Below are 26,303 nucleotides of genomic sequence, written 5' to 3' on the forward strand. Positions count from 1 at the left end.
CCATTCTAGCAAGTCGGTGCAGGATAGCATTCTCAGCCCTTCAGGGGGATAGCGTGACGACGAGCGTAAGGTTAGAAAGCTCGAAAAGACTTTGGGGAGAATGGGATGGCCAATCCCTACGAACAGGATCTCGACAGGAACGCGGCCAATCACCAGCCGCTGACGCCGCTCACCTATCTGGAGCGCGCTGCAAGAACCTATCCCGACCATGTCGCCATCATCCATGGCAGCCAGCGCATCAGCTACCGCGATTTCTGGCGCCGTTCGTTGAAGCTCGCCTCGGCCCTGCACAAGCATGGCATCGGCAAGGGCGACACGGTGACGGTCATGCTGTCGAACACGCCGCCGATGCTGGAAGCGCATTTCGGTGTGCCGATGACCAAGGCGGTGCTGCACTCGCTCAACACGCGTCTCGACGCCGCCGTCATTGCCTTCCAACTCGACCATGCCGAGACCAAGGTGCTGATCGTCGATCGCGAGTTTTCCGGCGTGGTGCGGGAAGCGCTCGGTCTGGCCGTGGTCAAACCGCTGGTCATCGACTACGACGATCCCGAATACGCCACCGACGCGCCCTATCCGAAAGGCGAGAGGGTCGGCACGGTGAACTATGAGGCCTTTGTCGCCAATGGCGACGAGGCGTTCGCCTGGTCGATGCCGGACGACGAATGGGACGCCATCTCGCTCAATTATACTTCGGGCACGACAGGCAATCCCAAGGGCGTCGTCTACCATCACCGAGGTGCTGCGCTGATGGCCTACACCAACACCATCCATGCCGGCATGGCCAAGCACGCGGTCTATCTCTGGACCTTGCCGATGTTCCACTGCAATGGCTGGTGTTTTCCCTGGACGCTCGCCGTCCAGGCCGGCACGCATGTCTGCCTGCGCTGGGTGCGGCCGAAGCCCATTTATGACGCTATCGCCGATCATGGCGTCACCCATCTGTGCGGGGCGCCGGTGGTCATGTCGGTGCTGATCAACGCCAAGGACGAGGACAAGCGCGCGTTTGCGCAAACTGTCACCTTCAACACGGCGGCCGCCCCGCCGCCCGAAGCCGTGCTGTCGGGCATGGCCGATGCCGGCTTTGCCGTCACCCATCTCTACGGCCTGACAGAGACCTATGGTCCCGCTGTCGTCAACGAATGGCATAATGGCTGGGACGCACTCGACAAAGGGGCGAGGGCGGGCAAGAAGGCACGGCAGGGCGTGCGCTATGCCGCGCTCGAAGGCCTTACGGTAATGGATCCCGAGACCATGGCCGAGACGCCCGCCGACGGCGAGACCATCGGCGAGGTGATGTTTCGTGGCAACATCGTCATGAAGGGTTACCTGAAGAACCGCAGGGCGACTGACGAGGCTTTCGCCGGCGGCTGGTTCCACTCGGGCGATCTCGGCGTCATGCACCCGGATGGCTATATCCAGCTCAAGGACCGCTCCAAGGACATCATCATCTCCGGTGGCGAGAACATTTCCTCGATCGAGGTCGAGGAAGCGCTCTACAAGCATCCCGCCGTCGCCTCCTGCGGCGTCGTGGCGCGCCATGACGACAAATGGGGCGAGGTGCCTGTCGCCTATGTGGAACTGAAGCCGGGCAAGGAGGCGAGCGAGGCCGAGATCATCGAGCACTGCCGGACGCTGCTCGCCCGCTTCAAAGTGCCGAAAGCGGTGATCTTTGCCGAGATACCGAAGACCTCGACCGGCAAGATCCAGAAGTTCCGGCTGCGGGAGATGGCCAAGGTCGCCTGAAGCCCCCGGGGATTTTCGAGAATATTTTCAATGGTCCGCATCCTGAGGGCGCCTTGTGACGTCTACTGGATGTCACCAATTGTCACCTATCGTACGCGTACACCGAATCCGCGTTGACACCGCGCTCATTTAGATTTACGGGTGATGAAAATCGAAATTCGTCACTCGTTATTTGACAGAGAGCTATGTCCGAAGCCGCCAACATCGTCGCCGACGTCGCCCGACAGGAAAATGTAACGCGCATTCTCGATTGCGCCGAGCGCCTGTTCCGGCACTATGGCTACGGCAAGACCAATGTTGCCGACATCGCCCGCGAACTCGGCATGTCACCGGCCAACATCTATCGTTTCTTTGCCTCCAAGGTCGAAATCCACCAGGCCGTATGTGGCCGGATGCTCGGCGCCAGCTACAAGATGGCTTACGAGATCATGCACCTGCCGATCAGCGCCGAGGAGCGGCTGCGTCGTTATGTGCATGCACAATACAAGCTGACGATGGAGGTCATGCTCGACGACCAGAAGGTCCACGAGATGGTCATCGTCGCGCTCGAGCGGGACTGGGGCGTGATCGACAAGCATGTCGACAGCATTCACGATCTCTTCGCCGAGGTGATCGGCGAGGGCATCGAGGCCGGCGAGTTCAGGAAGCAGGACCCGGTGACCGCATCGCGTTGCTTCGGTGCCGCCACCGTCATCCTGTGCCATCCGCAGATGGTGGCGCAGTGCCTCGCCAAGACCAATCGGGCAATGCCCGACGACCTCATCGATTACGCCATTAGAGCCTTGAAATAGCCGTCGCCAGCCGATGCCGGTGTCGACAGTCCGTCTCCAGTCGGGAGTATCGAAATGTTTTTGCCCAGTTCCATCCTTCGCAAGCTGCCAGCTGCCGGCCTGATCGTCGCATCGCTTGGGCTTGCCGGCTGCTCGCAGGAAAAAGCCGAGGTGAAGGACATCATCCGTCCGGTCAAGGTCGTCGAGATCGCCCAGGCGCATGACACCCGTACGCTGTCCTATTCCGGATCGGTGCGCGCCCGCACCGAGAGCACGCTGGGTTTCCGGGTCAATGGCAAGATCACCGAGCGTCTCGTCGACATCGGCCAGCACGTGGCGCCTGGCGACGTGCTCGCCCGCATCGATCCCTCCGACTATGACCTGTCGGTCAAGAGCGCGCAGGCGGCACTCGATGCCTCTGAACGGCAGGTCGAGACGGTCGAACTCGCCCGTAAGCGCGCCGAACAGCTTTTCGCCAAGAACTTCGCGCCGAAATCGCAGCTCGAACAGGCGACACTGACCTATGACCAGGCAATCGCCACGCGCGACTCCGCCCGCTCTACGCTTGCCCAGGCCAGGAACCAGGTCGGCTATACCGACCTCAAGGCCGACAGGGACGGCATCGTCACGGCGGTAAACGCCGATGTCGGCCAGGTGGTCGGCTCGGGCACGCCCGTGGTCACCGTCGCGGTCGACGGTGAAAAGGAAGTGCTGATCGCGGTTCCGGAAATGGAGATCGCCGAGTTCAAGCCGGGCAAGGACGTCAAGGCGGGCTTCTGGTCGGACGATGGGCTGAAGCTTGACGGCAAGGTCCGTGAGGTCGCCGGCAGCGCCGATCCGCAGTCGCGCACCTTTGCCGTCCGCGTCAGCCTGCCCAACGACCCGCGCGTGCTGCTCGGCATGACCGCCAATATCGAGGCGTCGGCGGTCAACGAAAAGCAGCTCGTGTCCATCCCGCTCAGTGCACTCGCCGAGAAAGACAGCCAGTCGATCGTCTGGACGGTCGATCGTGGCGCCGACACCGTGCATGCCCGTTCGGTCAAGGTCGCCGAGTTCGCCCCCGACGGCGTGCGTGTCGCGGAGGGATTGAAACCGGGCGACGTCGTGGTCGCCGCCGGTACGCAGTTCATGACCGAGAACCTGAAGGTGAAACTCCCCGGCGGCACCGCACAGCAGTCCGCCTCGGCCGAGGGCGACGAAGCCAGCCAGTTGCGCTGACGACAGACAGGTCGGCCGCGCGTTCCCGCGGCCGCAGGTTTCCGGGCGGCGTGCCCGAAGGTCGAGACGTCAAGGCCGATGTACCCCCGCATCGACCCTCGCGTCCCACCGAGTGTCTCTCCGCTTGAAGAGCAACGCCGCCCGGAAGCCAGTATCGAACGCAGATGATTTCGTTCCGCGCGCGCTTCCTCGAAGCCCCTTTTTCGAAGCACCAAGCGCCGGCAACCAAGCAAAGTGGACCACTTCCGATGACGACCCCCACTGAAGAAAAGCGTCCCTTCAACCTGTCCCGTTGGGCCATCGGCCATCCCTCCATTGCGCGCTTCCTGTTCGGGCTGATCATCATAGCCGGCGCGCTCGGCTTGATGCGCATGGGCCAGAAGGAGGATCCCGACTTCACCTTCCGCGTCATGGTCGTGCAGGCGATCTGGCCGGGCTCCTCAATCCAGGAGATGGAGGACCAGGTCGTCAACAAGATCGAGCGCAAATTGCAGGAGACGCCGCATCTCGATTTCGTGCGTTCCTTCACCCGCGCCGGCAGCGCCATCATTACCGTCCAGATCAAGGGCGACACCAACGCCGCCGAAGTGACGGATGCTTTCTATCAGGTGCGCAAGAAAGTCGGCGATATCCAGGGCGACCTGCCGCAAGGCCTGCTCGGCCCGTATTTCAACGACGAGTTCGGCGACACGTTTATCACCCTGCATTCGATCAGCGGCGACGGCTTCTCCTTTCCCGAATTGAAGAAGTTCGCCATCCAGGCGCGCGATATGCTTTTGACGACGCCCGGCGTCGAAAAGGCCGTCATCATCGGCGACCAGCCGGAAAAGCTCTATATCGATGTCTCGTCCAAGGCGCTGGCCGAACGCGGCCTGACGCTGACCGACCTGCAGAACGCGATCAAGGGCCAGAACAACGTCGACCCCTCGGGTTCCGTCGATACCGGCGTCAATTCGGTGCGTATCTCGGTCGAAGGCGATGTGGCCAAGGCGGCCGATATCCGCGAACTGCGCCTGCGCGCCGGCGGCCAGATCACCCGACTGGGCGACATCGCCACCGTCACTTCGGGCCTGGAGGACCCCTTCCAGCGCAAATACCGCTTCAATGGCCACGACAGCGTGCAGCTTGGCGTGGTCATGGCCAAGGGTTTTAAAGTCACCGATGTCGGCAAGGATGTCGAGGCGACCTACAAGCGCTTCGAGGAGGCGCTGCCCTATGGCGTTTCGGTCGACCAGATTTCCGACCAGCCGGGCGTCGTCACGGATGCCGTCAGCGAATTCATGCATGCGCTCGGCGAAGCGTTGCTGATCGTGCTCGTCGTCTCGTTCCTGTCGATCGGCTGGCGCTCGGGGCTGGTGATCGCCATCGCCATACCGCTGGTGCTCGCCGCCACCTTCGCCATCATGTACGAGATCGGCATCGACCTGCAGCGCATTTCGCTGGGCGCGCTGATCATCGCGCTCGGCCTGCTTGTCGACGACGCCATGATCGTCGTCGAGATGATGGAGCGCAAGCTCGAAGAGGGGCTGGTCAAGATCGAGGCGGCGAGCTTCGCCTATTCCTCGACCGCCTTCCCGATGTTGACCGGCACACTGATCACCACCGCCGGCTTCATACCGGTCGGGTTCGCTGCTTCGACGGCTGGCGAATATGTGCGCACCTTGTTCTATGTCGTCGGCATCGCGCTGATCGTGTCGTGGTTCGTGGCGGTCTATTTCACGCCCTGGCTCGGCTATATGATCCTCAAGCAGCGCAAGCATGCCGGCAGCCATCACGACGCCTTCGACACAGGCTTCTACCGTCGGCTGCGTGCCACGGTGGGCTGGGCCGTGCGGCATCGCATCATCGTTTTGGTGATGACGCTGGCGACTTTCGGCACCAGCCTTTGGGCGTTCCAGTTCATCCCGCAGAATTTCTTCCCGCAATCGTCACGGCCCGAAATTCTCGTCGACCTCTGGCTGCCGGAAGGCACCAGCATCAAGGAGGTCGAGGCGCAGGCCAAGGCCCTGGAAGCCAAGATGATGGACGACAAGGACAAGCGTTTCATCGCCACTTATATCGGCGAGGGCGCCCCGCGCTTCTTCCTGCCGCTCGACCAGCAACTGCGCAACCCGAACTTCGCCCAGCTGCTGGTCATGGCCAATGACGAGCCGGCGCGCGAGCGGCTGATCGTCAAGCTGCGCACGGTTCTGGCCGAAGACTTCCCGTCGATCCGTGCCAAGGTCGACCGCCTGTTCCTCGGACCGCCGACCGGCTGGCCCGTGCAGATGCGCGTCATGGGTCCGGACCGCCAGGAGGTGCGCCGCATCGCCGACCAGGTGAAGGCGAAGTTCCGGCAGGATCCCCTGCTCGGCGCCGTCCATGACGACTGGCTGGAGCCCGTTCCGGCGATGAAGCTGGTCATCGATCAGGATCGCGCCCGTGCGCTCGGCGTCACCTCGCAGCGCATCCGCCAGATGCTGCAGGCGACGATGTCCGGCGCGCCGCTCGACGATTTCCGCGACGGCGAGGAGACGGTGTCGATCGTCGCCCGCGAGCCGGATGCCAGCCGCAGCCTGCTGTCGTCGGTGGACTCGGTCTATATACCGACCGATTTCGGCGGCTTCGTGCCGCTGTCGCAGGTGGCCAAGGTGGTGCCTGTGCTGGAGCAAGGCATCGAGTGGCGCCGCGACCGCCTGCCGACGATCAGCGTGCGCGCCACCTTGCCAGACGGCGTGCAGTCCAACGACGTCGTCACCAAGATGTACAAGGACATGCAGGGCCTGCGTGACGGTCTGGCGCCCGGCTACAAGATCGAGATCCAGGGCGGTGCGGAGGATTCGGCCGAAAGCCAGGCTTCGATCGCCGCCAAGGCGCCGATCATGCTGGCCATCATCGTCGTGCTCCTGATGATCCAGCTGCAGAACTTCGGCAAGGCGATGCTGGTGCTGGCCACCGGCCCGCTCGGCATCATCGGCGCGGCCGCGGCTCTGCTGATCAGCGGTGCACCGTTCGGCTTCGTCGCCATCCTCGGTGTCATCGCCCTGCTCGGCATCATCATGCGCAACTCGATCATCCTGGTCGACCAGATCGACCAGGACATTGCCAAGGGCATGGACCGTTCCGAAGCGATCGTCGGCTCGGCCGTGCGCCGCTTCAGGCCGATCGTGCTGACGGCGATGACGGCGGTGCTGGCACTGATCCCGATCTCGCGCGGCGTGTTCTGGGGACCGCTCGCCTATGCCATGATGGGCGGCATTCTGGTCGCCACCGTGCTCACCATCCTGGTGCTGCCCGCGGGCTATGCGCTCTTCTTCGGCCGCGAGCCGAAGAAGGCGAAGACCGACCAGCAGGCGCCGGAGCCAGGGGAGATCGAAGGCATCGAACGGCCGCAACTGCCGTTGGCGGCGGAATAAAAAACCGGCCGGTCGATTTGCGACCGGCCGGTTTTCCTTGATGCAATGGTTTAGGCCGCAGTCAGACCATCAGATGACGAACACCCAATTCGCGATGAGCATGACCGCCACGCCGGCGACCAGCGTCAGATAGGGCAGCATGCCCGCCTTCTTGACCGAAAGGTCGGCTCCCGCCATGCCGAGATCGGCCAGCATGTGGTCGGGGAATTTGCCCTTGTCCTGGATGTAGTGGCGGAAGCAGAACACCGGGATGATCAGCGCCGCCGTGATCAGTCCGGCCCACAGCGCCATCGGGTTCCACACTTTGGCGCCTGCGCCCATGAAGATCGCGTTGACGTAGGCGAAGATCGCCCCGATCCCCAAGAGCCAGCTCGGTGCTTTCCACGGCCGTGCGATATGGCCGTTGTCGATGCGGTGGATCCAGCCGGCATTGAGGTTGAGGAAATTGAAGATGATGTAGCCGCAGTTCGACACGGCGAGGATGAAGAAGAAGCTCGTCGCGTCGGCCGAGGCGATCGCCAGCACGACCAGATTGAAGCAGAGATCGGTCCACATGGCCCGCGTCGGCGCGCCGTGCTCGTTGACGTGGCTGAGATAACGGGGCAGCCAGCCGTCGACCGAGCCCTGGTAGAGCGTGCGCGACGAGCCGGCCATCGCCGTCATGATGCACAGCACCAGCGCCAGGATCATCAGCATCACCAGCAGACTGTGGATAAGCCTGCCGCCGCCGACCATGCCGGCCAGCGCATCGGCCACGCCGGAGCCGTCGACGATCGGTGTTGCCAGCATGCCGTTCAAGCCCAGCACGCCCTGGAAGGTGAAGGGCACCAGGATGAACAAAAGCATGCAGAGCAGGCCGGAATAGAAGATGGCCTTGAACGTATCGGTACCCGGGTTCTTGAACTCCGACGTGTAGCAGACGGCGGTTTCGAACCCGTAGGTCGACCATGCGGCGATGAACATGCCGCCGAGCGCCAATGTCCAGCCGGCGATGTTCCAGGAGCCGGGCTCAGGTGCATAGGCGGCGGCGAGCGGCACCAGCGGCGAAAAGTTCGACCAGTCGATCTGGCCGGTGAAGATCGGCACCACGCCGACGATCAGCATCGGGATAATGACCAGCAGTCCGATATATTTCTGCACGCTGGCAGTGCCCAGGATGCCGCGATGTTGGATCGAGAAGATGATCAGCATCAGCACCGCGCCGATGAAGAAGGTGGCATTGAGCGTGAAGGACACCGGGCCTAGCGTGTGGCTCCACAGCGTCCAGTTGCGGATCGCCGGCGTCGCGGCGGCGGTCACCGCGGTGATGGCGTCGGCAGGTGCCGTTCCGGCGTGCGCGGCGATGTAGGCGACGACATCGGGCGAGGCCTCGGTGAACAGCGGCACCGGCGCCAGCGCATTGAGGATATAGGCGGCGGCGATCGAGCAGCCGAGCGACAGCACCGGCGACCAGGCGAACCAGTTGCACCACACCGACAGCGGCGCGATGAACTTGGAGTAGCGCAGCCAGGCGGTGGCGCCGTAGATCGAGGCACCGCCGGACTTGTTCGGGAACAGGCCGGCGATCTCGGCATAGGTGAAGGATTGCAGGAAGCCCATGATCATGGACACCGTCCAGATCAGGAACGCCAGCTTTCCCGTCGTGCCGGCAATGCCGCCGATCGAGAACAGGACCAGCGCCGGAACGCCACTCGCCACCCAGAAGGCGCCGCGCCAGTCGATATGCCTGAGCAGCTTGCTTTCGACAGGCTGGTCCAGGACCGTACTTATTGTGCTCATGTGGATGAGTTCCCCTTTTTCGATGTTCCCCGCCAGTGGTGTCTCGGCTACGCGAAACTTACTCCCCGGCAAATGATCGTTCCGGCCGCAGTGTTTCCACTCAGTCGTATTTTTTTCTTAGGAGTGAAGATTGATCCGGCGCGGCGTCACGTCAAGCGATTTGTGAAACCATGCACATCACGCTTGCGCGCGCGGACATCAAAGCGTCCGGCGGTGCGGCCGGCGGGCGCTTTGCGAGTCCCAAAAGGGCAGGTCAGGAACGTGGTTTGGTCTTTTGCGGATCGTAGTGGGCAAAGGCCACGACCCGAGCCGGCAGCCGCTTGGCGTGGCCGTCGAGCTTGCCGATCTCGACCTCCGTGCCGATAGCGGCATGAGCGACGTCGAGCCGCGCCAGCGCGATGTTCTTGCTCAGCACCGGCGAGCGCATGCCCGACGTGACGACGCCGATCTGGGCGCGCCCGACATGGACGCAGTCGCCGTGGCCGACGGCGACATTGCTGTCGATGTCGAGGCCGACCAGCTTTGTCTGCGGATGATCCTTGCGCCGGATCAGCGCCTCGCGGCCGATGAAATCGTCGGTCTTGCTCTTCAGCGGCACGGTGAAGCCGATACCAGCCTCGAACGGATCGGTCTGGTCGGAAAATTCGTAACCGGCGAAGATCAGTCCGGCCTCGATGCGCACCATGTCGAGCGCCTGCAGGCCCATCGGCTTCAGCCCATGCGGCTGGCCGGCCTCCCAGATCGCGTCGAAGACTTTTTGCGCGTCGCGCGGATGGCACCAAATCTCGTAGCCGAGTTCGCCGGTATAGCCGGTGCGTGAAACGAGGACGGGGATGCCGTTGCCGCCGCCGATCCTGGCGACGGCGAAGCGGAACCATTCGAGTTCCTCGATCGATGGCTGCAGCGGCGAGGTCCACATCACCTCCTTCAGGATGGCGCGGCTCTTTGGCCCTTGCACGGCGATGTTGTGCATCTGGTCGGTGGACGAGCGCACCAGCACGTTGAGGCCGAGTTTTGTCGCCGTCTCGCGCAGCCATTCGCCGGACAGATCGTCGCCGCCAACCCAGCGGAAATTGTCCTTGCCGAGCCGCAGAAGCGTGCCGTCGTCGATCATGCCGCCATGTTCGTAACACATGGCGGAGTAGACGACCTGGCCGACGCCGAGCTTCTTGACGTCACGCGTCAGCGTATATTGCAGCAGCGCTTCGGCATCCGGGCCGGTCACTTCGAACTTGCGCAGCGGCGACAGGTCCATGATCACGGCATCCTGCCGGCAGGCCCAATATTCGGCGATGGCGCCTTCCCTGGCGAACGAATTGGCCAGCCAATAGCCCCTGTACTCGACGAAGTCGCGTGTGTGTTTGGCAAAGCTCGAATGGAAAGCTGTCTCGCGGGTCATTTTCGGTTCCGAATCAGGCGTCATGCGTCTGGCGATCGCTCGCGAGAATTTGTGCTGGCCGGAATAGGTCCGCACGTGGATGTCGGTCAGGTCCCAGCCATTGGCCGGCGTCGTGTCGTCGGGGCAGGCCGAGGAGACGCAGACGATGTCGGTCAGCGCTCTGAGCAGAACATAGTCGCCGGCCCGCGACCATGGCTCGTCCGACACCATGACGCCATGGGCGTCGATCGCCGTGTTGAAGAAGAAGTTGATCGCCATCCAGCCGGCGCGGGGATTGACGCCCTTGCCGTCCAGCGCGCGATTAAAGTTCTCCGAGCAGTTGGTGTGGCCGGGATAGCCGATGTCGTCATAATATTTCGCCGCGCAGGCGAGCGCGAAGGCATCGTGCCGGCCGCACGTGTCCTGCACCACCTCAACCAGCGGTTCCATGTCCTGGTCGTAATATTTCGAATGCAGGCCGGGCATCGGATAGCTCGCGCCCATCAGCGTGCGCGTCGTCGTGACGTCGAGCGGATGGTCGAGCCCCTTGTCCAGCTTGCGGGCCGAGAAACACTGGAAGTCGGTGCACTGGCGCCCGTCGACATCGATGATCTGCAGATAGTCGCCCGCCTTGACGAAATACGATTCCGCCGTCGCCGAATGAACGCGCAAATCGAGCACCGGATCGGCCAATGGATCGGCAAGCCGGGATTTCGTTTTCAGGCGGATCGTGTTGCGCCGCACGACGACGCTGAGCGGCGTCACTGTGTCGTGCCCGTCGACCAGCATCGGACCGCCGGGTGCGGCGATCAGCATCGCGCCGTCGCGCGCGACTGTGAATGCCTGCTCGGTACCGGCTGGTGTGGTGCCGCCAAACACGCGCACCGCCTCGGCCTGCCCAAGCTGAACCTGGCGGCGTTCGAGGCCGCGGCGCACCGCCGAAAGACTGTCGTCGCCCTCGGTGAGCAGCGCCTTGATGCCGGCGGCATTGCTGTTGGATTTTTCACCGAGCATGCCGGGATCGCTGGCGCCTGACCTGTCCCAGGCCAGCAACTCGCAGGCCTGGCCTCCCTCGACGTTGCGAACCGTGATCGTATCGCCGGCCTCGACCTCGATCAGCACCGCGCCATTCCCCTGTACGGTATAGCGCTCCATGCCGGCCGGCAGCGCGATCTGGCCAGGCCGCAGGATCAGGCTTGGCCTGGGCGGTCCGGCTGTCACGGTGGGGTAGGGCGACTGGCTCATCTCAGCCTTGCGGTTCGAGAAACAAGTTTGCCTGTGTGTGAAATTATTTTAGCAGCAAGAATAGCAGCGGAGCGGAGTTTGGCAAGGCGGGGAAGAAGCGCAGTGCTACGCCAAGTCCTCCGAATGCCCGATCTCGACACCATACTCGGCAGCCGAGTCCAGCATCGTGTGCCACAGGCTTTCGGCGAAGGTCGAAAACACCAGAACGGTGAAAACAGCCTGTCCGTCCGGCGCATCATTGCCGCGCCACAGCGTGACGCTGGTGTGATCCATCGAGGTGGTTGCCGCGGCTCCGACCGGGAACGCCGCCGGATACAGATCGATCGACGACAGTTTGGCGAGCAGGGCGCGCGCCTTGGTGCCGGAAATGCTGATCAACACCCGCGCATGTGACTGGTCCGAGAGCGAAGCCGAGGTCGCGAAAACCGGGGCCAGCGACTCCACCGTGTGTCTGCCTTTCGACAGCACGAAGAACTGATCCGGTCCCGACCAGATGAGCGTGGCTTCGGCTGCTGCGGCCGTCTTCGGTGTTTCCGGCGCCGTCACGCCGAAATGCGCGTTCGCGGCGCTCGCCATCTCGGCCGTCTTGCCGCGCCGCGCCATCACCTGGACAAGGTCGAAATTGCGGATCTCGCTCAGGGTCACGCCGGCGTCGCCTCGCGCGCCGTGTGGACCGGCGACGAGTGCGCGGTGGAGAGGGCTGCGGGTTTCCCAGGAAAACTCAGCCACGCTGGCGCCCTCCATCCGGGTCATAGAAGACAGGGTTGCACAGTTCCAAATCGTAATCCTCGCCGCGTAGCGGATCGTGCGCATGCACGATCTCGCCGAACCGCTCGCGGCCGCGCTCGACAAGTGCAAGCCCGATCCATTGGTCTGATGTCGGCGAAAAGCAGACCGAGGTGACGTAGCCCTGGTCGTTGTCGGGCCCGGGTGTCTGCCCCTTCGGAATGATGTGCGCGCCGGAACGCAGGCGCCGGGCCTTGTCGGTCGGCTTGATGCCGACGACGACCTGCCGATCAGCTGCGATCAGCGCCTCGCGTCCGGCCATGACGCGGCCGATGAAATCCTTCTTGGTCGACATCATCTTGCCGAGGCCGAGATCGGCCGCGGTGGTCGTGCCGCTGAGTTCCGGACCCGCGACGTGACCCTTTTCGATGCGCATGACGCCGAGTGCCTCGGTGCCGTAAGGCGTCACGCCGAACGGCTTGCCCGCAATCATCAAATTGCGCGCCATCGCCTCGCCGTAGCGCGCCGGCACCGAAATCTCGAACGCCATTTCGCCCGAGAAGGAAATGCGGAACAACCGCGCCCTGACGCCGCCGCGCAACGCGACTTCGCGCGCGCCCATGAAGGGGAACCCTTCGTTGGAAAGGTCTTCCGAAGGATCGACGATCTCTTTCAACAGGTCGCGGGTTTTGGGCCCGGCAATCGAAAATTGCGCCCACTGGTCGGAGACCGAGGTTAACTGCACATCGAGTTCCGGAAACAGCACTTGCCGGCAGAATTCGAGATGCTGCATCACCAGCCCGGCCTTGGCCGTGGTGGTGGTGAGGAAATAGTGGTCCTCGGCCAGCCGCGACGTGGTGCCGTCATCATAGACGATGCCGTCCTCGCGCAGCATCAGCCCGTAGCGCGCTTTTCCCACCGCAAGAGTGGAGAAGGTGTTGATGTAGACACGGTCGAGGAAGGTGCCGGCGTCCGCGCCATGCACGTCGATCTTGCCCAGCGTCGAGACATCGCAGAAGCCGACGCCTGAGCGCACCGCCTTGACCTCGCGGGTCACCGATTCCAGCCAATCCTTCTCGCCGGCGCGCGGATACCATTGCGCGCGCTTCCACAGGCCGGTGTCGACGAAGATCGCGCCCTGTTCGGCGGCCCAGTGATGCGACGGCGTCAGCCGCGTGGCGTGAAAATTCTCGTCGCGATGATGGCCGGCGAAGGCGCCGATGGCGACCGGCACATAGGGAGGCCGGTAGATTGTCGTGCCGGTCTCGGGAATGGATTTGCCCGTGACCGCCGCCATGATGGCGAGGCCGGCGACGTTCGAGGTCTTGCCCTGGTCGGTCGCCATGCCGAGCGTGGTGTAGCGCTTCAGGTGCTCGACCGATTCGAACCCTTCGCGCTGCGCCAGCTCGATATCCGATGCGGTGACATCATGCTGCTGGTCGACGAAAGCCTTGCCTTTGCCGGCAACGTGCCAAAGCGGCGCCAGTGAAAAGGCTTCGTCGTCGGCCACCGGCGTGGAGCCTGAGCCATTGCCGTGTCCGGCATCACGTGCCGCAGCCGCGCCCGCCGCAAATCCTTCGCGCAAGCAGGCGCCAAGCCCGAAGGCGCCGTTGGCGGCACCAGCCGCGACCATTCCCGGAGGCGCGCCGTCGGGCACGAAGGCGGCGATATCGTCGCGCCATTTCGGCCGGCCGCGATGATAGGAGGTGAGCCCGACCGCCGGGTTCCAGCCGCCGGAAACGGCAAGCCCATCGGCTTCCACTTCGGCACGCGCGCCGCCGGTGAGTGAGACGGAAATCTTGCGCACGCCATTCTTGCCGCCATCGATGCCGCTGACGGAGCCATGCAGAACCGCAAAGCCGCCCTTGCTGGCAAGCGAGCGGTGCTCGGAAGAGATTTCCGCGCGCGCGTCGATCACGGCGGCGACCTGCAGTCCCGCCCCGAGCGCTGCCTCGACGGTGCGCCAGCCGTCCTCGTTGTTGGTGAACAGCGCGATGCGTCTGGCCGGTGCCGCGGCATAACGTGCGATATAGCTGCGCATGGCGGACGCCATCATCACGCCCGGCGTGTCGTTGCCGGCAAAGACGATTGGCCGTTCGAGCGCGCCTGCCGCGACGACGCAGCGCTTGGCCACGATCCGCCATAGCCGCTGGCGCACCTGGTGCTCCGGCGGCGAGGGCAGATGGTCGCTGACACGCTCGATCGCGCCATAGGTGCCGCCATCATAGACGCCGAACAGCGTCGTGCGCGTCATGATGCGGACATCAGGCATGGCGGCAAGCTCACTGAGCGTGCGCGCGATCCATTCGTCGGCAGGCATGCCGTCGATCATGCCGCCATCGGCAAGCAGGCGCCCGCCGGGAACAAAGTCCTCTTCGCACAGGATGACGCGGGCGCCGCTGCGGCCTGCTGCGAGGGCGGCTGCGAGGCCCGTCGGGCCGGACCCGGCGATCAGCACGTCGCAATGCGCCCACGCCTTGTCGTAATGATCCGGATCGGCAATGCCGGCTGCACGGCCGAGACCCGCGGCGCGGCGAATCGCCGGCTCATAGATCGCTTCCCAGAACTTCGCCGGCCACATGAAGGTCTTGTAGTAGAAGCCGGCGACGAAGATCGGCGCGAACAGCTGGTTGACCGACATCACGTCGAAGGCGAGCGACGGCCAGCGGTTCTGGCTGGCGGCGTCGAGCCCTTCATAGAGCTCCGCTGTCGTCGCCTTGGTGTTCGGCTCGCGCCGTGCACCGCTGCGCAGCTCCACCAGCGCGTTAGGTTCTTCCGATCCCGCGGTCAGGATGCCGCGCGGGCGATGGTACTTGAACGAGCGGCCAACCAGCTTGACGCCGTTGGCAACCAGTGCCGAGGCAAGCGTGTCGCCTTTGAAACCGGAGAAGCTCTTGCCGTCGAACCTGAAATTCAGCGGCGCCGAACGGTCGACGAGACCGCCGGATGTGAGACGATGGGGTTGAGAGGTCACGATGTCCAGCCTCTCGTCGATTCGATGTCATGGCGGAGGGCAGCACTGCCCCTCATCGCCCTGCCGGGCACTTCTCCCCGTATAGTGACGGGGAGAAGGGGGCTGGCCGCTAAGTTGGCTTCCTTCTTGCAGCGCTGGCGATCGGCGAAACCGGGGACGGCAGCACCCCTCTCCCCGTCATTATACGGGGAGAGGATGCCGGCAGGCAGGTGAGGGGCGGCGCCGAGTTGGCAGGAAATATTCATTTCGCAACCTGCCTCGCCCCGGCACCCGCCGCCGGTTCCACAGCCGAAATCTCGTGCGTCAGCGTGTTGCGGGTGACCTTCAGCCAGGCCCGGCAGCCGCCGCCATGATACCAGTTCTCATCCATCACGCCGGCGATGTTGTCGCGCAGATAGACGTAATCGTAGACCTCATCTTCCGACGCTCCAGGCGCCGGCCGCACCGGCTTGGCGTCGCCGAGATAGGTGAACTCGCCGAGCTCGCGTTCACCACAGAAGGGACAGACAATACGCATGTTTTTCGACTGTCCTCAGTGCAGGTTCGGTTGGGCGCCCTGGCCCTTTTCGTCGATGACAGCACCAGACCGGAACCGGTCGAGCCGGAAGCGGGCGGCCTCGGCGTGCGATTCATCGCGAGCAAGCAGATGGGCGAAGACGAAGCCTGAGCCGGGTGTCGCCTTGAAGCCGCCATAGCACCAGCCGGCATTGAGGTAGAGCCCGTCGACCGGTGTCTTGTCGATGATCGGCGAGCCGTCCATCGACATATCCATGATGCCGCCCCATTGGCGCAGCAGCCGCACGCGGCCTATCATCGGCATCAGCGCCATGCCGCCTTCGCAGACATCTTCCATGACAGGCATGTTGCCGCGCTGGGCATAGGAATTGTAGCCGTCGATGTCGCCGCCGAAGACAAGCCCGCCCTTGTCGGACTGGCTGACATAGAAATGGCCGGCGCCAAACGTCATGACGCCGGGAATGAGCGGCTTGATCGCCTCCGAGACGAAGGCCTGCAGCACATGGCTTTCGATCGGCAGCCGCAGGCCAGCCATCGCCGCGACGCGCGATGAGGACCCGGCCACCGCCATGCCGACCTTGCCGGCGCCGATCCTGCCGCGCGAGGTCTCGACACCAGTCACCTTGCCGTTGGCGTCCCTGACAAAGCCCGTGACTTCGCAATTCTGGATGATGTCGACGCCGAGTTCGCTGGCAGCGTGGGCGTAGCCCCAGGCCACCGCATCGTGCCGCGCCGTGCCGCCGCGCCGCTGCAGCAGCCCGCCCTGCACGGGAAAGCGCGCATTGTCGAAGTTCAGGAACGGGATCATCTTCTTGACCGCCGCCAGGTCGAGCAGTTCGGCATCGATGCCGTTGATGCGCATGGTATTGCCGCGCCGTGCATAGGCGTCGCGCTGCGCATCGGAATGGTAGAGGTTGATGACGCCGCGCTGGCTGACCATCGCGTTGTAGTTGAGGTCCTGCTCCATCCGTTCCCAAAGCTTCATCGACAATTCGTAGAAGCCGGTATTGCCGGGCAGGCCGTAGTTGGAGCGGATGATGGTGGTGTTGCGGCCGGCATTGCCGGAACCGATCCAGCCCTTTTCCAGCACCGCGACATTTTTGATGCCGAATTCGCTGGCCAGGAACCAGGCGGTGGCCAGCCCATGGCCGCCGCCGCCGATGATCACCACGTCGTAGCGGTCCTTCGGCGCGGCGTCGCGCCAGGTGCGTTGCCAGTTTTTATGGCCGGAAAGAGCGGCGCGGGCGAGCGAGAAGATCGAGTATTTCATACGTTCATTCCGAGGTCGCCCGCCCCACACAGGAACTTTCTTGACGCATCGCCTTTGCCGAAAACCGTGTCACACTTTTTCGGTCCGATGCTCTAGATGTCCAGCGTGTGGTCGCGCTCCCATTGCGTGAAGTGCGAAGCATAGGAATTCCATTCCTGGTGCTTCAGCTTTAGATATGCCGACGAGAATTCCTCACCCAGCGCCGCCTTGAGCGATTTGTCCTTGTCGAACTCGCGCAACGCATCGAGCAGGTTGAGCGGCAGCTTAGGCGCGCCCTTCACCGTGTGGCCATGCTGGTACATGTCGATATCGTAGCGCTTGCCCGGATCGGCCTTCGAGCGGATGCCGTCGAGGCCGGCGGCGATGATGACCGCCTGCAGGAGATAAGGGTTGGCAGCGCCATCGGGCAGGCGCAATTCGAAGCGGCCGGGGCCGGGCACGCGCACCATGTGGGTGCGGTTGTTGCCGGTCCAGGTCACCGTGTTCGGCGCCCAGGTCGCGCCCGAAATGGTGCGCGGCGCGTTGATGCGCTTATAGGAATTGACCGTCGGGTTGGTGATCGCGGCGAGCGCCGAAGCGTGCTTCATGATGCCGCCAAGGAAGTTCTTGCCCTTGGCGGAAAGACCGAGCTCCATCGAATTGTCGGCGAAGACATTGGTCTTGCCCGATCTGTCCCAGACAGAGATGTGGGCATGGCAGCCATTGCCGGTCAGGCCCTGGAACGGTTTGGGCATGAAGGTGGCGCGCAGCCCATGTTTTTCCGCGATCGACTTGACCATGAACTTGAAGAAGGAATGCTTGTCGGCGGTCGGCAGCGCATCGTCGAACGCCCAGTTCATCTCGAATTGGCCGTTAGCGTCCTCGTGGTCGTTCTGGTAAGCGCCCCAGCCGAGCGCCAGCATGTGGTCGCAGATCTCGGCGATGACATCGTAACGGCGCATCACCGCTTGCTGGTCGTAGCAAGGCTTCGATGCCGTGTCGTACTCATCGGAGATCGTCTTGCCGTCCGGCGAGATCAGGAAGAACTCGGCCTCGACGCCGGTCTTGACGTGCATACCGTCGGCGGCTGCCTCGGCGATCAGCCGCTTCAGTGTATTGCGCGGCGCCTGGTCGACGTCCTTGTCGTCCATGATGCAGTTGGCGGCGACCCAGGCGACTTCCGGTTTCCATGGCAACTGGATGACCGAGTCCGGATCCGGCACCGCCAGCATGTCGGGATGCGCCGGCGTGAGGTCGAGCCAGGTGGCGAACCCGGCAAAGCCGGCACCGTCCTTCTGCATGTCGGCGATGGCTTGCGCCGGTACCAGCTTGGCACGCTGGCCACTGAACAGGTCAGTGTAGGAAATCATGAAATATTTGACGTTTTTCGCCCTTGCGAACTCTGCAAGATCAACTGTCACTGAAGTTCCCCATTTCTTATCGATTGTTGGCCCTAGAGCATATGGCCTTCGGCCCTTTGTTGATCAGAAGCCGTTCTTCCCCGGTATCCAGTTGGTGCCGGCCAGTGGCACGCCGGCCATGGCGGCAGCCTCGATCGTCAATGCGACGAGGTCCTCGGGTTCGAGATTGTGGAGGCTGTTCTTGCCGCAGGCGCGGGCGATGGTTTGCGCCTCCAGCGTCATCACCTTCAAATAGTTCGCCAACCGGCGCCCGGCGGCCACGGGGTCGACCCGCTTCATCAGTTCGGGGTCCTGCGTGGTGATGCCGGCAGGATCCTTGCCCTCATGCCAGTCGTCATAGGCGCCTGATGTGGTGCCGAGTTCGTTGTACTCCGCCTCCCAGCGGGGATCGTTGTCACCGAGCGCCACGAGTGCCGCGGTGCCGATCGACACGGCGTCGACGCCGAGCGCCAGCGCCTTGGCCACATCGGCGCCGTTGCGGATGCCGCCTGAGACGATGAGCTGAACCTTGCGGTGCATGCCGAGATCCTGCAGCGCCTGCACCGCCGGCCTGATGCAGGCGAGCGTCGGCTGGCCGACATTCTCGATAAACACTTCCTGCGTTGCAGCCGTTCCGCCCTGCATGCCGTCGACCACGACGACATCGGCGCCGGCCTTCACCGCAAGCGCTGTATCGTAGTAGGGCCGGGCGCCGCCGACCTTGACGTAGATCGGTTTTTCCCAATCGGTGATTTCGCGCAGCTCGAGGATCTTGATCTCGAGATCGTCCGGTCCGGTCCAGTCGGGGTGGCGCGAGGCCGAGCGCTGGTCGATGCCTTTGGGCAGCGTGCGCATCTCGGCGACACGGTCCGAAATCTTCTGGCCGAGCAGCATCCCGCCACCGCCGGGCTTGGCGCCCTGGCCGACGACCACTTCGATCGCATCGGCGCGACGCAGGTCGCGCAGGTTCATACCATAGCGCGAGGGCAGGTACTGATAGACCAGTTGCTTGGAATGGCCGCGCTCTTCCTCTGTCATGCCGCCATCGCCGGTCGTGGTCGAGGTGCCCGACAGCGTCGCGCCGCGCCCGAGCGCTTCCTTGGCGGGACCGGACAGCGAGCCGAAGCTCATGCCGGCAATGGTGATCGGTATCTTCAGTTCGATAGGCTTCTTGGCGTGGCGCGAACCGAGCACCACGGATGTGTCGCAGCGCTCGCGGTAGCCTTCCAGCGGGTAGCGCGAGATCGAGGCGCCGAGGAACAGAAGGTCATCGAAATGCGGCAGCTTGCGCTTGGCGCCGGCACCTCTGATATCATAGATGCCGGTCGCCGCGGCGCGGCGGATTTCGGAGAGCGTGTAGTCGTCGAAAGTCGCGGATTTGCGCGGCGTCGTCGGCGGGTTGCGATAGGTCATGCTGCCTCAATACGCGTCGGCGTTGTCGATATTGAAATTGTAGAGCGTGCGCGCCGAGCCGTAGCGCTTGAACTCCGACGGCTTGACGCCGGTCACGCCGGCGCGGTCGAGCAGACCCTGCAGCAGTTCCAGATGCTCGGGCCGCATCTCCTTGGCGATACAGTCCGCACCAAGACTGTCGACCTTGCCGCGCACGAAGAGCCGCGCCTCGTAGATGGAATCGCCCAGTGCATCGCCGGCATCGCCCAGAACAACGAGGTTGCCGGATTGCGCCATGAAGGCCGACATATGGCCAATATTGCCATGCACGACGATGTCGATGCCCTTCATTGAGATGCCGCAGCGCGACGAGGCATTGCCTTCGATGACCAGCAACCCGCCCTTGCCGGTGGCGCCGGCATACTGGCTGGCATCGCCCTTGATGACGATGGAACCCGACATCATGTTCTCGCCAACGCCGGGGCCGGCCGAGCCGTGCACGGTGATGGCGCTGCCGGAGTTCATGCCGCCGCAGTAATAGCCGACGCTGCCGCGCACATCGATGCTGACAGGGTGGTCGACACCGACGGCGACCGAATGGCTCCCTTTCGGGTTGAGCACTTCCCACGCCGTCTCGTTCGAACCCGGAGCCAGATTGTGGAGCGCTTGATTGAGTTCGCGCAGCGACAGGACGTCGAGGTCGAAGACGCGCGCATGGCTGTCGCGCGTTGCCTTGGAGGTTGCCGCCATGAACTCAATGCTCCCAGAAATAAACGGTTGCGGGCTCCGGTTCCCAGACCCTCGCATTGTCTATGCCGGGCAGTTTGGTCAGCGCGCGATATTCCGAGCCGAAGGCGACATACTGGTCGGTCTCAGCCATCACGGCGGGCTTGCAGGCGATCGGATCGCGCACCACGCCAAAACCATTCTTGGTGCCGACGACGAAGGTGAAGAAGCCATCGAGGTCGGACAGCGTGCCTTCAAGTGCCTCGCCGAGGTTCTTGCCATGCGCCATTTGCGAGGAAAGGTAAGCGGCCGCCACTTCGGTATCGTTCTCGGTCTCGAATTTCATGCCTTCGCGGATCAATTCGCGGCGGACATTGTTGTGGTTCGACAATGAACCATTGTGCACGAGACACTGGTCGGCACCGGTCGAGAAAGGATGCGCACCCATCGTCGTCACTGCCGATTCCGTCGCCATGCGGGTATGACCGATGCCATGCGTGCCGGTCATCTTGCGCACGTCGAAGCGATCGACGACGGCTTCGGGCAGGCCGACTTCCTTGTAGATTTCCACCGCTTCGCCGGCGCCCATGATGCGGATGTCGGGCCTGAGCGACTGGAGGGCTTCACGCGCCGCGTCGACCTTGTCCGGCGTGGTCCTGACCACCGCGTGCGTCGATTTCACCGCAATGCTCACCGGCGCTCCGACGGCCTTCGCGAGTTCGGCGTCCAGGCCGCGGAAATCGCGTTCCGGCTTCGGCGACTGGATGGTGATCTTGGCCTCGTTGCCGGATGTCGCGCCATAGATGGCGATGCCGGCACTGTCAGGGCCGCGATCGCTGAGCGATACCAGCATCTCCGACAGCATCGCGCCGAGCTTCGGCTCCAGCGCCTTGTCCTTCAGGAAAAGTCCAACGATTCCGCACATGTCAGCCTCCCGACGTTTGTGACTAAGATGATGTACCGAATGAAATCCTCTAATTCAATGGTATGAAAGAAATTTTCCTCTGGTTACGTATGCGGCTCAATGCCGCTCTGCGTACCGTTTCCTTCCGGCCGGGCATTATGAGCCCATTTGGCGGTACGAATGCGGGCGATCTTGTAGGCGTCGAGGATCGACAGCGCATAGATCAGGAAGCCGCCGGCGTGACGGCCGACGAAGCTGGCGTCCGGCGGCGAAATCCTGGCGGTCACCCAGGCCAGTATGACCATGAAGAAAAGAAACTGCAGTCCGCGCACCGGGATGCCCAGAATGACATGGCCGCTTGCCGGCAGCACGATTGCGGCGCCCAGGACGAGATAAGGGCTCACTGGCGCCGGCGAAGTGTCTGAAGTGCTCATGCGGCCTGCCGTTCGCTTCGGTTGATGGCGTCGCGCAGATCCGAGAGTGATACGAGCAACCGCTCGATCAGCGCAGAATCGATCCGTGTGTCACCGAACGCGGCTTGCCGGAAGACACCGTAGCGTGCCCGCTCGGCCTCGGCCAGCAGCCACACGATGCGCACTCCGTTCGGCGTGATCAGCAGCTCCTTGGCGCGGCCTTCTGAAAACGGTTCCATATGGCCGGCGATGATGCTCTGAGGGAACCGTGTGCCCCTGCGGTCTGTCCGCAGCACCGCCTCGGCCGGAAAACCGGGCGCCTTCGGCAGCGTATGCTGGAGATGGTCGAAATTGGAGAACGTCGTCGGCGAGCCCGGCCGCATCATCATGTCGAAAATGGCAGGTACCGAGACCTTCTCGGTGATCGAAACGCTGAGCCAGCGCGCCGGCAGTTTCCGCGTCGCCAGCGTGTCGACGATGGTGCGCACCTGCACGCGTTGGCCGTTCCATGATCCTTCCCAGGTGATGACGCCGGCGGTGCCGTCCGAGACATTGTCTGCATCCGCGACGACGGCGCGAATGCCCGCCTCATCGGCGGCCAGCGCTGCCGAGGCCCTGTCGCGGCTGCGGCGCGCCTGCCACGCAAAGTGAAGGACGAGAGCCAGGACAATTGCCCCGGCAAGCAGTGCTGATGTCACGTCTGACATTTTATCGTGCAAGGCCCATCCAAATCCTGGACGGGCCTACTCCCATCAATAGCCCTGCGGTTTCGGCCACGGCATGGTGAACTGGTCCCCACGCCGCACGAATTTGTAGCGATAGAAATGGAACCACAGCGAAATCAGGAAATAGAAGGCGACCATGGCGATCAACTGCGAGCCGAAGCCGAGGAAGATGGCGAAGAAGGTCACTACGCACAGGCTGAACAGGACGATTGCCGGCAGCGGATGGAAGGGGTGCGTGTAGCCGCGGCGGATCGAGCCCAGCGGCCACTTTTTCCTGAACATCATGATGTTGATGCTCATGAAAGTGTATTGCAGCACGCCCGACAGGATCGAGAAGGTGATCGCCTGGTTAAGGTCGGCGATGAAGGCGAAGGCCAGCGCGATCGGCAGCAGGAACAGGATCGAGCGATAGGGCGTGCGGTATTTCGGATGCACCGCCGAAAACCAGCTCGGCAGATAGCGGTCGCGTCCGAGCGAGAACCAGGCGCGCGCCGCGTCGTTGATGCAACCATTGGCGGAGGCAAGCGCGGCGAGCAGCGTCGCTATGAACAGGAGGTTCTCGAGCAGGGGGCTGCCGGTCAGTTTGCCGGCGTCCCACAGCGGATAATAGGTGATGCCGAGATATTCCCAAGGCATCAGCGAGGCGCAGACATACCAGGTCATGGCGGCGGCGATGAGCAGCGTGATCATGCCGGCCATGGTGCCGTAGGGCAGGGAGCGTGCCGGCGAGCGCACTTCCTCGGCGGCCTGGGTGGTCCCTTCGATGCCGAGATAATACCAGATGCCGAACTGGAAGGCGGCGATGACGCCGATCCAGCCATAGGGCAGCGCGTTGCCTGGAGTGACCAGTTCGTTGAGCTTCAGCACCGCGCCTTGCGTCCAGGGGCTGACCGAGAAGAACAGGACGACGATCGAGACATAGGCGATGGCCGTGATGACGAAGTTGACGTTGAGCGTCATCAGTACGCCGCGATAGTTGAGCCAGGCCAGCACCACGATGGTGGCGGCGATGAAGGAATTGTGGGTCAGCCCTTCCACACCCGCCTTGGCGACGATGGTGTCGCCGAGCAGGATGGCATCGGACACTTCCAGCATCGTATAGGCAAAGACCAGGAACAGCGCGACGTTGAACGCCATCAACGGCCCGACAATGTGCTTTGCCTGCGCATACTGGCCGCCGGCGGCGGCCACTGTCGACGTCACCTCGGAATCGATCATGGCCACCGAGGTGTAGAGCAGCCCGACGACCCAGCACACGATCAGGGCAGCCAGCGCGCCGCCCTTGTCGGCCGAGAAATTCCAGCCGGTGAACTCGCCGACCAGAACGATGCCGACGCCGAGCGCCCAGACATGGGCCGGGCCAAGCACCCGAAGCAGCGATACCCGGTCGCCGTGAATTGTGGTGGTGGTGGTGTTTTCAAGCGCGACCGTCATCGATCAATCCCCACTCAGATCCGGTGTTTTTCGGAAGCGGCTTCAAGCTCGCCTTCACGCGACGAGGTCAAAACGTCCTCGGAGTAGTTCGTATCGACCTTGAACCAGTCGTAGAGCATCCACAGCGCGAGCACGATCGAGATGCCCCAGCATGCGTAAGAGAGTGCCACCCACATGATCGTGTCCCCAAATTCTTCGTCGCCAAACTTTACCTGTCGTCGAACTTCTCGTTGATCACATCGCGATATTCGCGGTCGGATGCCCGGAACAGGAACACGAAATAACCGATCAGGACGGCCGCCATGATGATCAGCGTCGGCCAGTCGATGATGTAGTGGAACCGGTTCTGGATGATGTCGTGCGCGGTCTCGGGCGTATAGCCGAGCTTTTCCCAGATCGACGCCATGGTCGGATTCTGCCCGAGCGCTTCCCAGGTCTTGGCATCGAGCGCGTCGATTGATTTTGCGGCACCGGCAAGACCAAGCTTCAGCGGCAGCCACAGCGCCACGAAGATGGCGACCACGACAACGGCGATGTCGAAGACTTGCCCGGCCTTGCTCTGCTCCGGCGGCGTATAGCGGGACATTGTTTCTCCCCTCAGGACTTGCGGTTGCGGGATGCGTCGGCGTTCTTGATGTCGAGCCCGTAGATGAACTCCTTGTCTTCCTTGTAGTGTTTGACCATCGCCAGGATGGCTGCCGTGTTGAAGATGAGCACGGCGGCGGCGGCAATGGCGACGACAGCCTTGATGCCGCCCTGCGGAATGTATGGCCATGTCATGAAGAGAACGAAGAGGATCGTCGCCCACAGGCAGATGATCAGGAGCGCGGATCCGCGCAAGTCGGAGCGGTACAGCGCCTCGATGCGCTGCTGCAGGTCTGCCATCGGTTTTCCCCTTCTTTGCCGACGTCCGGTTCCGAATCCACCGCCCGCCGCTCTCTTTCAAGAGAGTGAAATTTTTTTCATAGATTCAGGCCGAATTTCGCAATTGTCAAGACGAATTTACGCTGAGTTAACCGCTTGCTTCGACCTGCCGATTTTGCCTGACAATGAAATTATTTGCTTTTAGGGGATTGCGGGCCTCCCGCGTTTGCGATCAATATTCGACCAAGCTCCCGGCCTAGCGCACGGGAGCAGGGAACAGCAGCATTTTCGAATGGAGGACGAGCGGATGACGGCATCCTGGAGATTTTCGACCCTGGCGGATCGCCATCGTGCGCTGGGTTCGAAACTCGAAGACTGGAGCGGTATGGGCACCGCCTGGACCTACGACAAGGATGCCGACGAGGAATATATCGCCATCCGCACCAAGGCCGGGCTTATGGATGTTTCCGGCCTGAAGAAGGTGCACATCACAGGGCCGCACGCCTCGCATCTGATCGACCTCGCCACCACGCGTGACGTTGAAAAGATCTATCCCGGCAAGTCGGCCTATGCCTGCATGCTGAACGAGGCGGGAAAATTCACCGACGACTGCATCCTCTACCGCATGGGACCGAATTCCTGGATGGTGGTACACGGCTCGGGTACCGGCCATGAGGAACTGCAGCGGGCGGCGATGGGACGGGACGTGTCGCTGCGCTTCGACGACAATCTGCACGATTTGTCGCTGCAGGGGCCAACAGCGGTCGACTATCTGGCCAAGCACGTGCCCGGCATCCGCGACCTCAACTACTTCCATCACATGCAGACGCAGCTGTTCGGCTTTCCCGTCATGATCTCGCGCACCGGCTATACCGGCGAACGCGGCTACGAGATCTTCTGCCGTGGCCAGGACGCCGGCACGATCTGGGACAGGATTCTCGACGAGGGCAAGAACGCCGGCATCATTCCCTGCCGCTTCACCACGCTCGACATGCTGCGCGTCGAAAGCTACCTGCTGTTCTACCCCTACGACAATTCCCAAAAGTATCCGTTCGAGAATGAAGGCCCCGGCGATACGCTTTGGGAGCTCGGCCTCGACTTCACCGTCAGCCCCGGCAAGACCGGCTTTCGCGGTGCCGAGGAGCACTATCGCCTGAAGGGCAAGGAGCGCTTCAAGATCTATGGCGTCCTGCTCGACGGCAAGGAGCCGGCGGACGAGGGCGCTCCGGTCTATCGCGACGGCAAAAAGGTCGGCGTTGTCACCTGCGCCATGTATTCGCCGCTGGTCGAGAAATCGATGGGCATTGCCCGGCTCGACGTCGACTGCGCGGTCAAGGACACCACGCTCGAAATCCGCAACAAGAGCGGATTGATCAAGGCCACGGCGCAGCCCTTGCCGTTCGACGATCCCAAGAAGACCAAGCGCACGGCGAAAGGCTGAGGCATAAT

Annotated in this window: 21 protein-coding genes; 5 read left to right on the forward strand and 16 right to left on the reverse strand. The window is 63.0% G+C overall.

The window, feature by feature from the left end; translation table 11 throughout:
- Positions 1–105 precede the first annotated feature (105 nt).
- The 4 genes from LB554_RS01430 (at position 106) to LB554_RS01445 (ending at position 7,129) form a co-directional block, all read left to right on the forward strand.
- The gene (locus tag LB554_RS01430) at positions 106–1,746 is read left to right on the forward strand and encodes an acyl-CoA synthetase (RefSeq protein ID WP_224582829.1); all 1,641 of its coding nucleotides are present in this window, start codon (positions 106–108) and stop codon (positions 1,744–1,746) included.
- Between the two features lie 185 nt (positions 1,747–1,931).
- Positions 1,932–2,537, forward strand: a complete 606-nt coding sequence (locus LB554_RS01435; RefSeq protein ID WP_015318925.1) for a TetR family transcriptional regulator — start codon at positions 1,932–1,934, stop codon at positions 2,535–2,537.
- A 54-nt stretch (positions 2,538–2,591) separates the two neighbouring features.
- On the forward strand, positions 2,592–3,734 hold the full coding sequence (locus tag LB554_RS01440; protein WP_224582831.1) for an efflux RND transporter periplasmic adaptor subunit: 1,143 nt from the start codon (positions 2,592–2,594) through the stop codon (positions 3,732–3,734).
- A gap of 248 nt (positions 3,735–3,982) precedes the next feature.
- A complete protein-coding gene (locus LB554_RS01445; RefSeq protein ID WP_224582832.1) occupies positions 3,983–7,129 on the forward strand; it encodes an efflux RND transporter permease subunit in 3,147 nt (1,048 codons plus the stop codon).
- 69 nt (positions 7,130–7,198) lie between these two features.
- Here LB554_RS01445 and LB554_RS01450 read toward each other — a convergent pair whose 3' ends face one another.
- The 16 genes from LB554_RS01450 to LB554_RS01525 all read right to left on the reverse strand — a co-directional run bounded on the left by LB554_RS01450 (position 7,199) and on the right by LB554_RS01525 (position 24,875).
- The gene (locus LB554_RS01450) at positions 7,199–8,908 is read right to left on the reverse strand and encodes an APC family permease (RefSeq protein ID WP_224582834.1); all 1,710 of its coding nucleotides are present in this window, start codon (positions 8,906–8,908) and stop codon (positions 7,199–7,201) included.
- Between the two features lie 253 nt (positions 8,909–9,161).
- Positions 9,162–11,531 carry a DUF1989 domain-containing protein gene (locus LB554_RS01455; RefSeq protein ID WP_224582836.1) on the reverse strand — a complete coding sequence of 790 codons (2,370 nt, stop codon included), beginning with the start codon at positions 11,529–11,531 and terminating at the stop codon, positions 9,162–9,164.
- 105 nt (positions 11,532–11,636) lie between these two features.
- A complete protein-coding gene (locus tag LB554_RS01460; protein WP_224582913.1) occupies positions 11,637–12,260 on the reverse strand; it encodes a sarcosine oxidase subunit gamma in 624 nt (207 codons plus the stop codon).
- Positions 12,253–15,231 carry a sarcosine oxidase subunit alpha gene (locus tag LB554_RS01465; protein ID WP_224582838.1) on the reverse strand — a complete coding sequence of 993 codons (2,979 nt, stop codon included), beginning with the start codon at positions 15,229–15,231 and terminating at the stop codon, positions 12,253–12,255. The genes LB554_RS01460 and LB554_RS01465 overlap by 8 nt, the downstream gene beginning before the upstream one ends.
- A gap of 241 nt (positions 15,232–15,472) precedes the next feature.
- Positions 15,473–15,748 (reverse strand): sarcosine oxidase subunit delta, encoded by a 276-nt coding sequence (locus LB554_RS01470; protein WP_140617375.1) that lies wholly within the window; start codon positions 15,746–15,748, stop codon positions 15,473–15,475.
- Between the two features lie 15 nt (positions 15,749–15,763).
- Positions 15,764–17,017: a sarcosine oxidase subunit beta family protein gene (locus LB554_RS01475; protein WP_140617374.1), complete on the reverse strand. Its 1,254-nt coding sequence runs from the start codon at positions 17,015–17,017 to the stop codon at positions 15,764–15,766.
- A 92-nt stretch (positions 17,018–17,109) separates the two neighbouring features.
- Positions 17,110–18,417: a type III glutamate--ammonia ligase gene (gene glnT / locus LB554_RS01480; RefSeq protein ID WP_140878046.1), complete on the reverse strand. Its 1,308-nt coding sequence runs from the start codon at positions 18,415–18,417 to the stop codon at positions 17,110–17,112.
- A gap of 63 nt (positions 18,418–18,480) precedes the next feature.
- Entirely contained in the window at positions 18,481–19,809 is a 1,329-nt protein-coding gene (locus LB554_RS01485) for an FMN-binding glutamate synthase family protein (RefSeq protein ID WP_015318914.1), read from the reverse strand.
- 6 nt (positions 19,810–19,815) lie between these two features.
- Positions 19,816–20,538: a GXGXG domain-containing protein gene (locus tag LB554_RS01490; RefSeq protein WP_224582841.1), complete on the reverse strand. Its 723-nt coding sequence runs from the start codon at positions 20,536–20,538 to the stop codon at positions 19,816–19,818.
- A 4-nt stretch (positions 20,539–20,542) separates the two neighbouring features.
- The gene (locus LB554_RS01495) at positions 20,543–21,439 is read right to left on the reverse strand and encodes a class II glutamine amidotransferase (protein ID WP_015318912.1); all 897 of its coding nucleotides are present in this window, start codon (positions 21,437–21,439) and stop codon (positions 20,543–20,545) included.
- 83 nt (positions 21,440–21,522) lie between these two features.
- Entirely contained in the window at positions 21,523–21,852 is a 330-nt protein-coding gene (locus tag LB554_RS01500) for a hypothetical protein (RefSeq protein WP_224582843.1), read from the reverse strand.
- The gene (locus tag LB554_RS01505; RefSeq protein WP_181166354.1) at positions 21,849–22,538 is read right to left on the reverse strand and encodes a hypothetical protein; all 690 of its coding nucleotides are present in this window, start codon (positions 22,536–22,538) and stop codon (positions 21,849–21,851) included. Before LB554_RS01505 ends, LB554_RS01500 begins: the two co-directional genes overlap by 4 nt.
- Before the next feature lie 45 nt (positions 22,539–22,583).
- Positions 22,584–23,990 (reverse strand): APC family permease, encoded by a 1,407-nt coding sequence (locus LB554_RS01510; protein WP_015318909.1) that lies wholly within the window; start codon positions 23,988–23,990, stop codon positions 22,584–22,586.
- Positions 23,991–24,004: 14 nt separating this feature from the next.
- Complete coding sequence (locus LB554_RS01515) at positions 24,005–24,166, reverse strand: hypothetical protein (protein WP_015318908.1); 162 nt, start codon at positions 24,164–24,166, stop codon at positions 24,005–24,007.
- Between the two features lie 32 nt (positions 24,167–24,198).
- Complete coding sequence (locus LB554_RS01520; protein ID WP_015318907.1) at positions 24,199–24,576, reverse strand: hypothetical protein; 378 nt, start codon at positions 24,574–24,576, stop codon at positions 24,199–24,201.
- 11 nt (positions 24,577–24,587) lie between these two features.
- Complete coding sequence (locus LB554_RS01525; protein WP_140617370.1) at positions 24,588–24,875, reverse strand: hypothetical protein; 288 nt, start codon at positions 24,873–24,875, stop codon at positions 24,588–24,590.
- Between the two features lie 286 nt (positions 24,876–25,161).
- Between LB554_RS01525 and LB554_RS01530 the strand changes: the two genes are divergently transcribed.
- Positions 25,162–26,295, forward strand: coding sequence for an aminomethyltransferase family protein (locus LB554_RS01530; RefSeq protein WP_224582845.1), 1,134 nt, complete (start codon positions 25,162–25,164; stop codon positions 26,293–26,295).
- Positions 26,296–26,303: the final 8 nt, after the last annotated feature.

Source organism: Mesorhizobium sp. CO1-1-11, assembly GCF_020164995.1.
Classification (GTDB): Bacteria; Pseudomonadota; Alphaproteobacteria; order Rhizobiales; family Rhizobiaceae; genus Mesorhizobium; species Mesorhizobium australicum.

Excerpts from the sequence above, each read along its gene's own strand:
- LB554_RS01430 (WP_224582829.1), top strand. The coding sequence starts at position 106 with ATGGCCAATCCCTACGAACAGGATCTCGACAGGAACGCGGCCAATCAC.
- LB554_RS01435 (WP_015318925.1), top strand. The coding sequence starts at position 1,932 with ATGTCCGAAGCCGCCAACATCGTCGCCGACGTCGCCCGACAGGAAAAT.
- LB554_RS01440 (WP_224582831.1), top strand. The coding sequence starts at position 2,592 with ATGTTTTTGCCCAGTTCCATCCTTCGCAAGCTGCCAGCTGCCGGCCTG.
- LB554_RS01445 (WP_224582832.1), top strand. The coding sequence starts at position 3,983 with ATGACGACCCCCACTGAAGAAAAGCGTCCCTTCAACCTGTCCCGTTGG.
- LB554_RS01450 (WP_224582834.1), bottom strand. The coding sequence starts at position 8,908 with ATGAGCACAATAAGTACGGTCCTGGACCAGCCTGTCGAAAGCAAGCTG.
- LB554_RS01455 (WP_224582836.1), bottom strand. The coding sequence starts at position 11,531 with ATGAGCCAGTCGCCCTACCCCACCGTGACAGCCGGACCGCCCAGGCCA.
- LB554_RS01470 (WP_140617375.1), bottom strand. The coding sequence starts at position 15,748 with ATGCGTATTGTCTGTCCCTTCTGTGGTGAACGCGAGCTCGGCGAGTTC.
- LB554_RS01475 (WP_140617374.1), bottom strand. The coding sequence starts at position 17,017 with ATGAAATACTCGATCTTCTCGCTCGCCCGCGCCGCTCTTTCCGGCCAT.
- LB554_RS01485 (WP_015318914.1), bottom strand. The coding sequence starts at position 19,809 with ATGACCTATCGCAACCCGCCGACGACGCCGCGCAAATCCGCGACTTTC.
- LB554_RS01490 (WP_224582841.1), bottom strand. The coding sequence starts at position 20,538 with ATGGCGGCAACCTCCAAGGCAACGCGCGACAGCCATGCGCGCGTCTTC.
- LB554_RS01495 (WP_015318912.1), bottom strand. The coding sequence starts at position 21,439 with ATGTGCGGAATCGTTGGACTTTTCCTGAAGGACAAGGCGCTGGAGCCG.
- LB554_RS01500 (WP_224582843.1), bottom strand. The coding sequence starts at position 21,852 with ATGAGCACTTCAGACACTTCGCCGGCGCCAGTGAGCCCTTATCTCGTC.
- LB554_RS01505 (WP_181166354.1), bottom strand. The coding sequence starts at position 22,538 with ATGTCAGACGTGACATCAGCACTGCTTGCCGGGGCAATTGTCCTGGCT.
- LB554_RS01510 (WP_015318909.1), bottom strand. The coding sequence starts at position 23,990 with ATGACGGTCGCGCTTGAAAACACCACCACCACCACAATTCACGGCGAC.
- LB554_RS01515 (WP_015318908.1), bottom strand. The coding sequence starts at position 24,166 with ATGTGGGTGGCACTCTCTTACGCATGCTGGGGCATCTCGATCGTGCTC.
- LB554_RS01520 (WP_015318907.1), bottom strand. The coding sequence starts at position 24,576 with ATGTCCCGCTATACGCCGCCGGAGCAGAGCAAGGCCGGGCAAGTCTTC.
- LB554_RS01525 (WP_140617370.1), bottom strand. The coding sequence starts at position 24,875 with ATGGCAGACCTGCAGCAGCGCATCGAGGCGCTGTACCGCTCCGACTTG.
- LB554_RS01530 (WP_224582845.1), top strand. The coding sequence starts at position 25,162 with ATGACGGCATCCTGGAGATTTTCGACCCTGGCGGATCGCCATCGTGCG.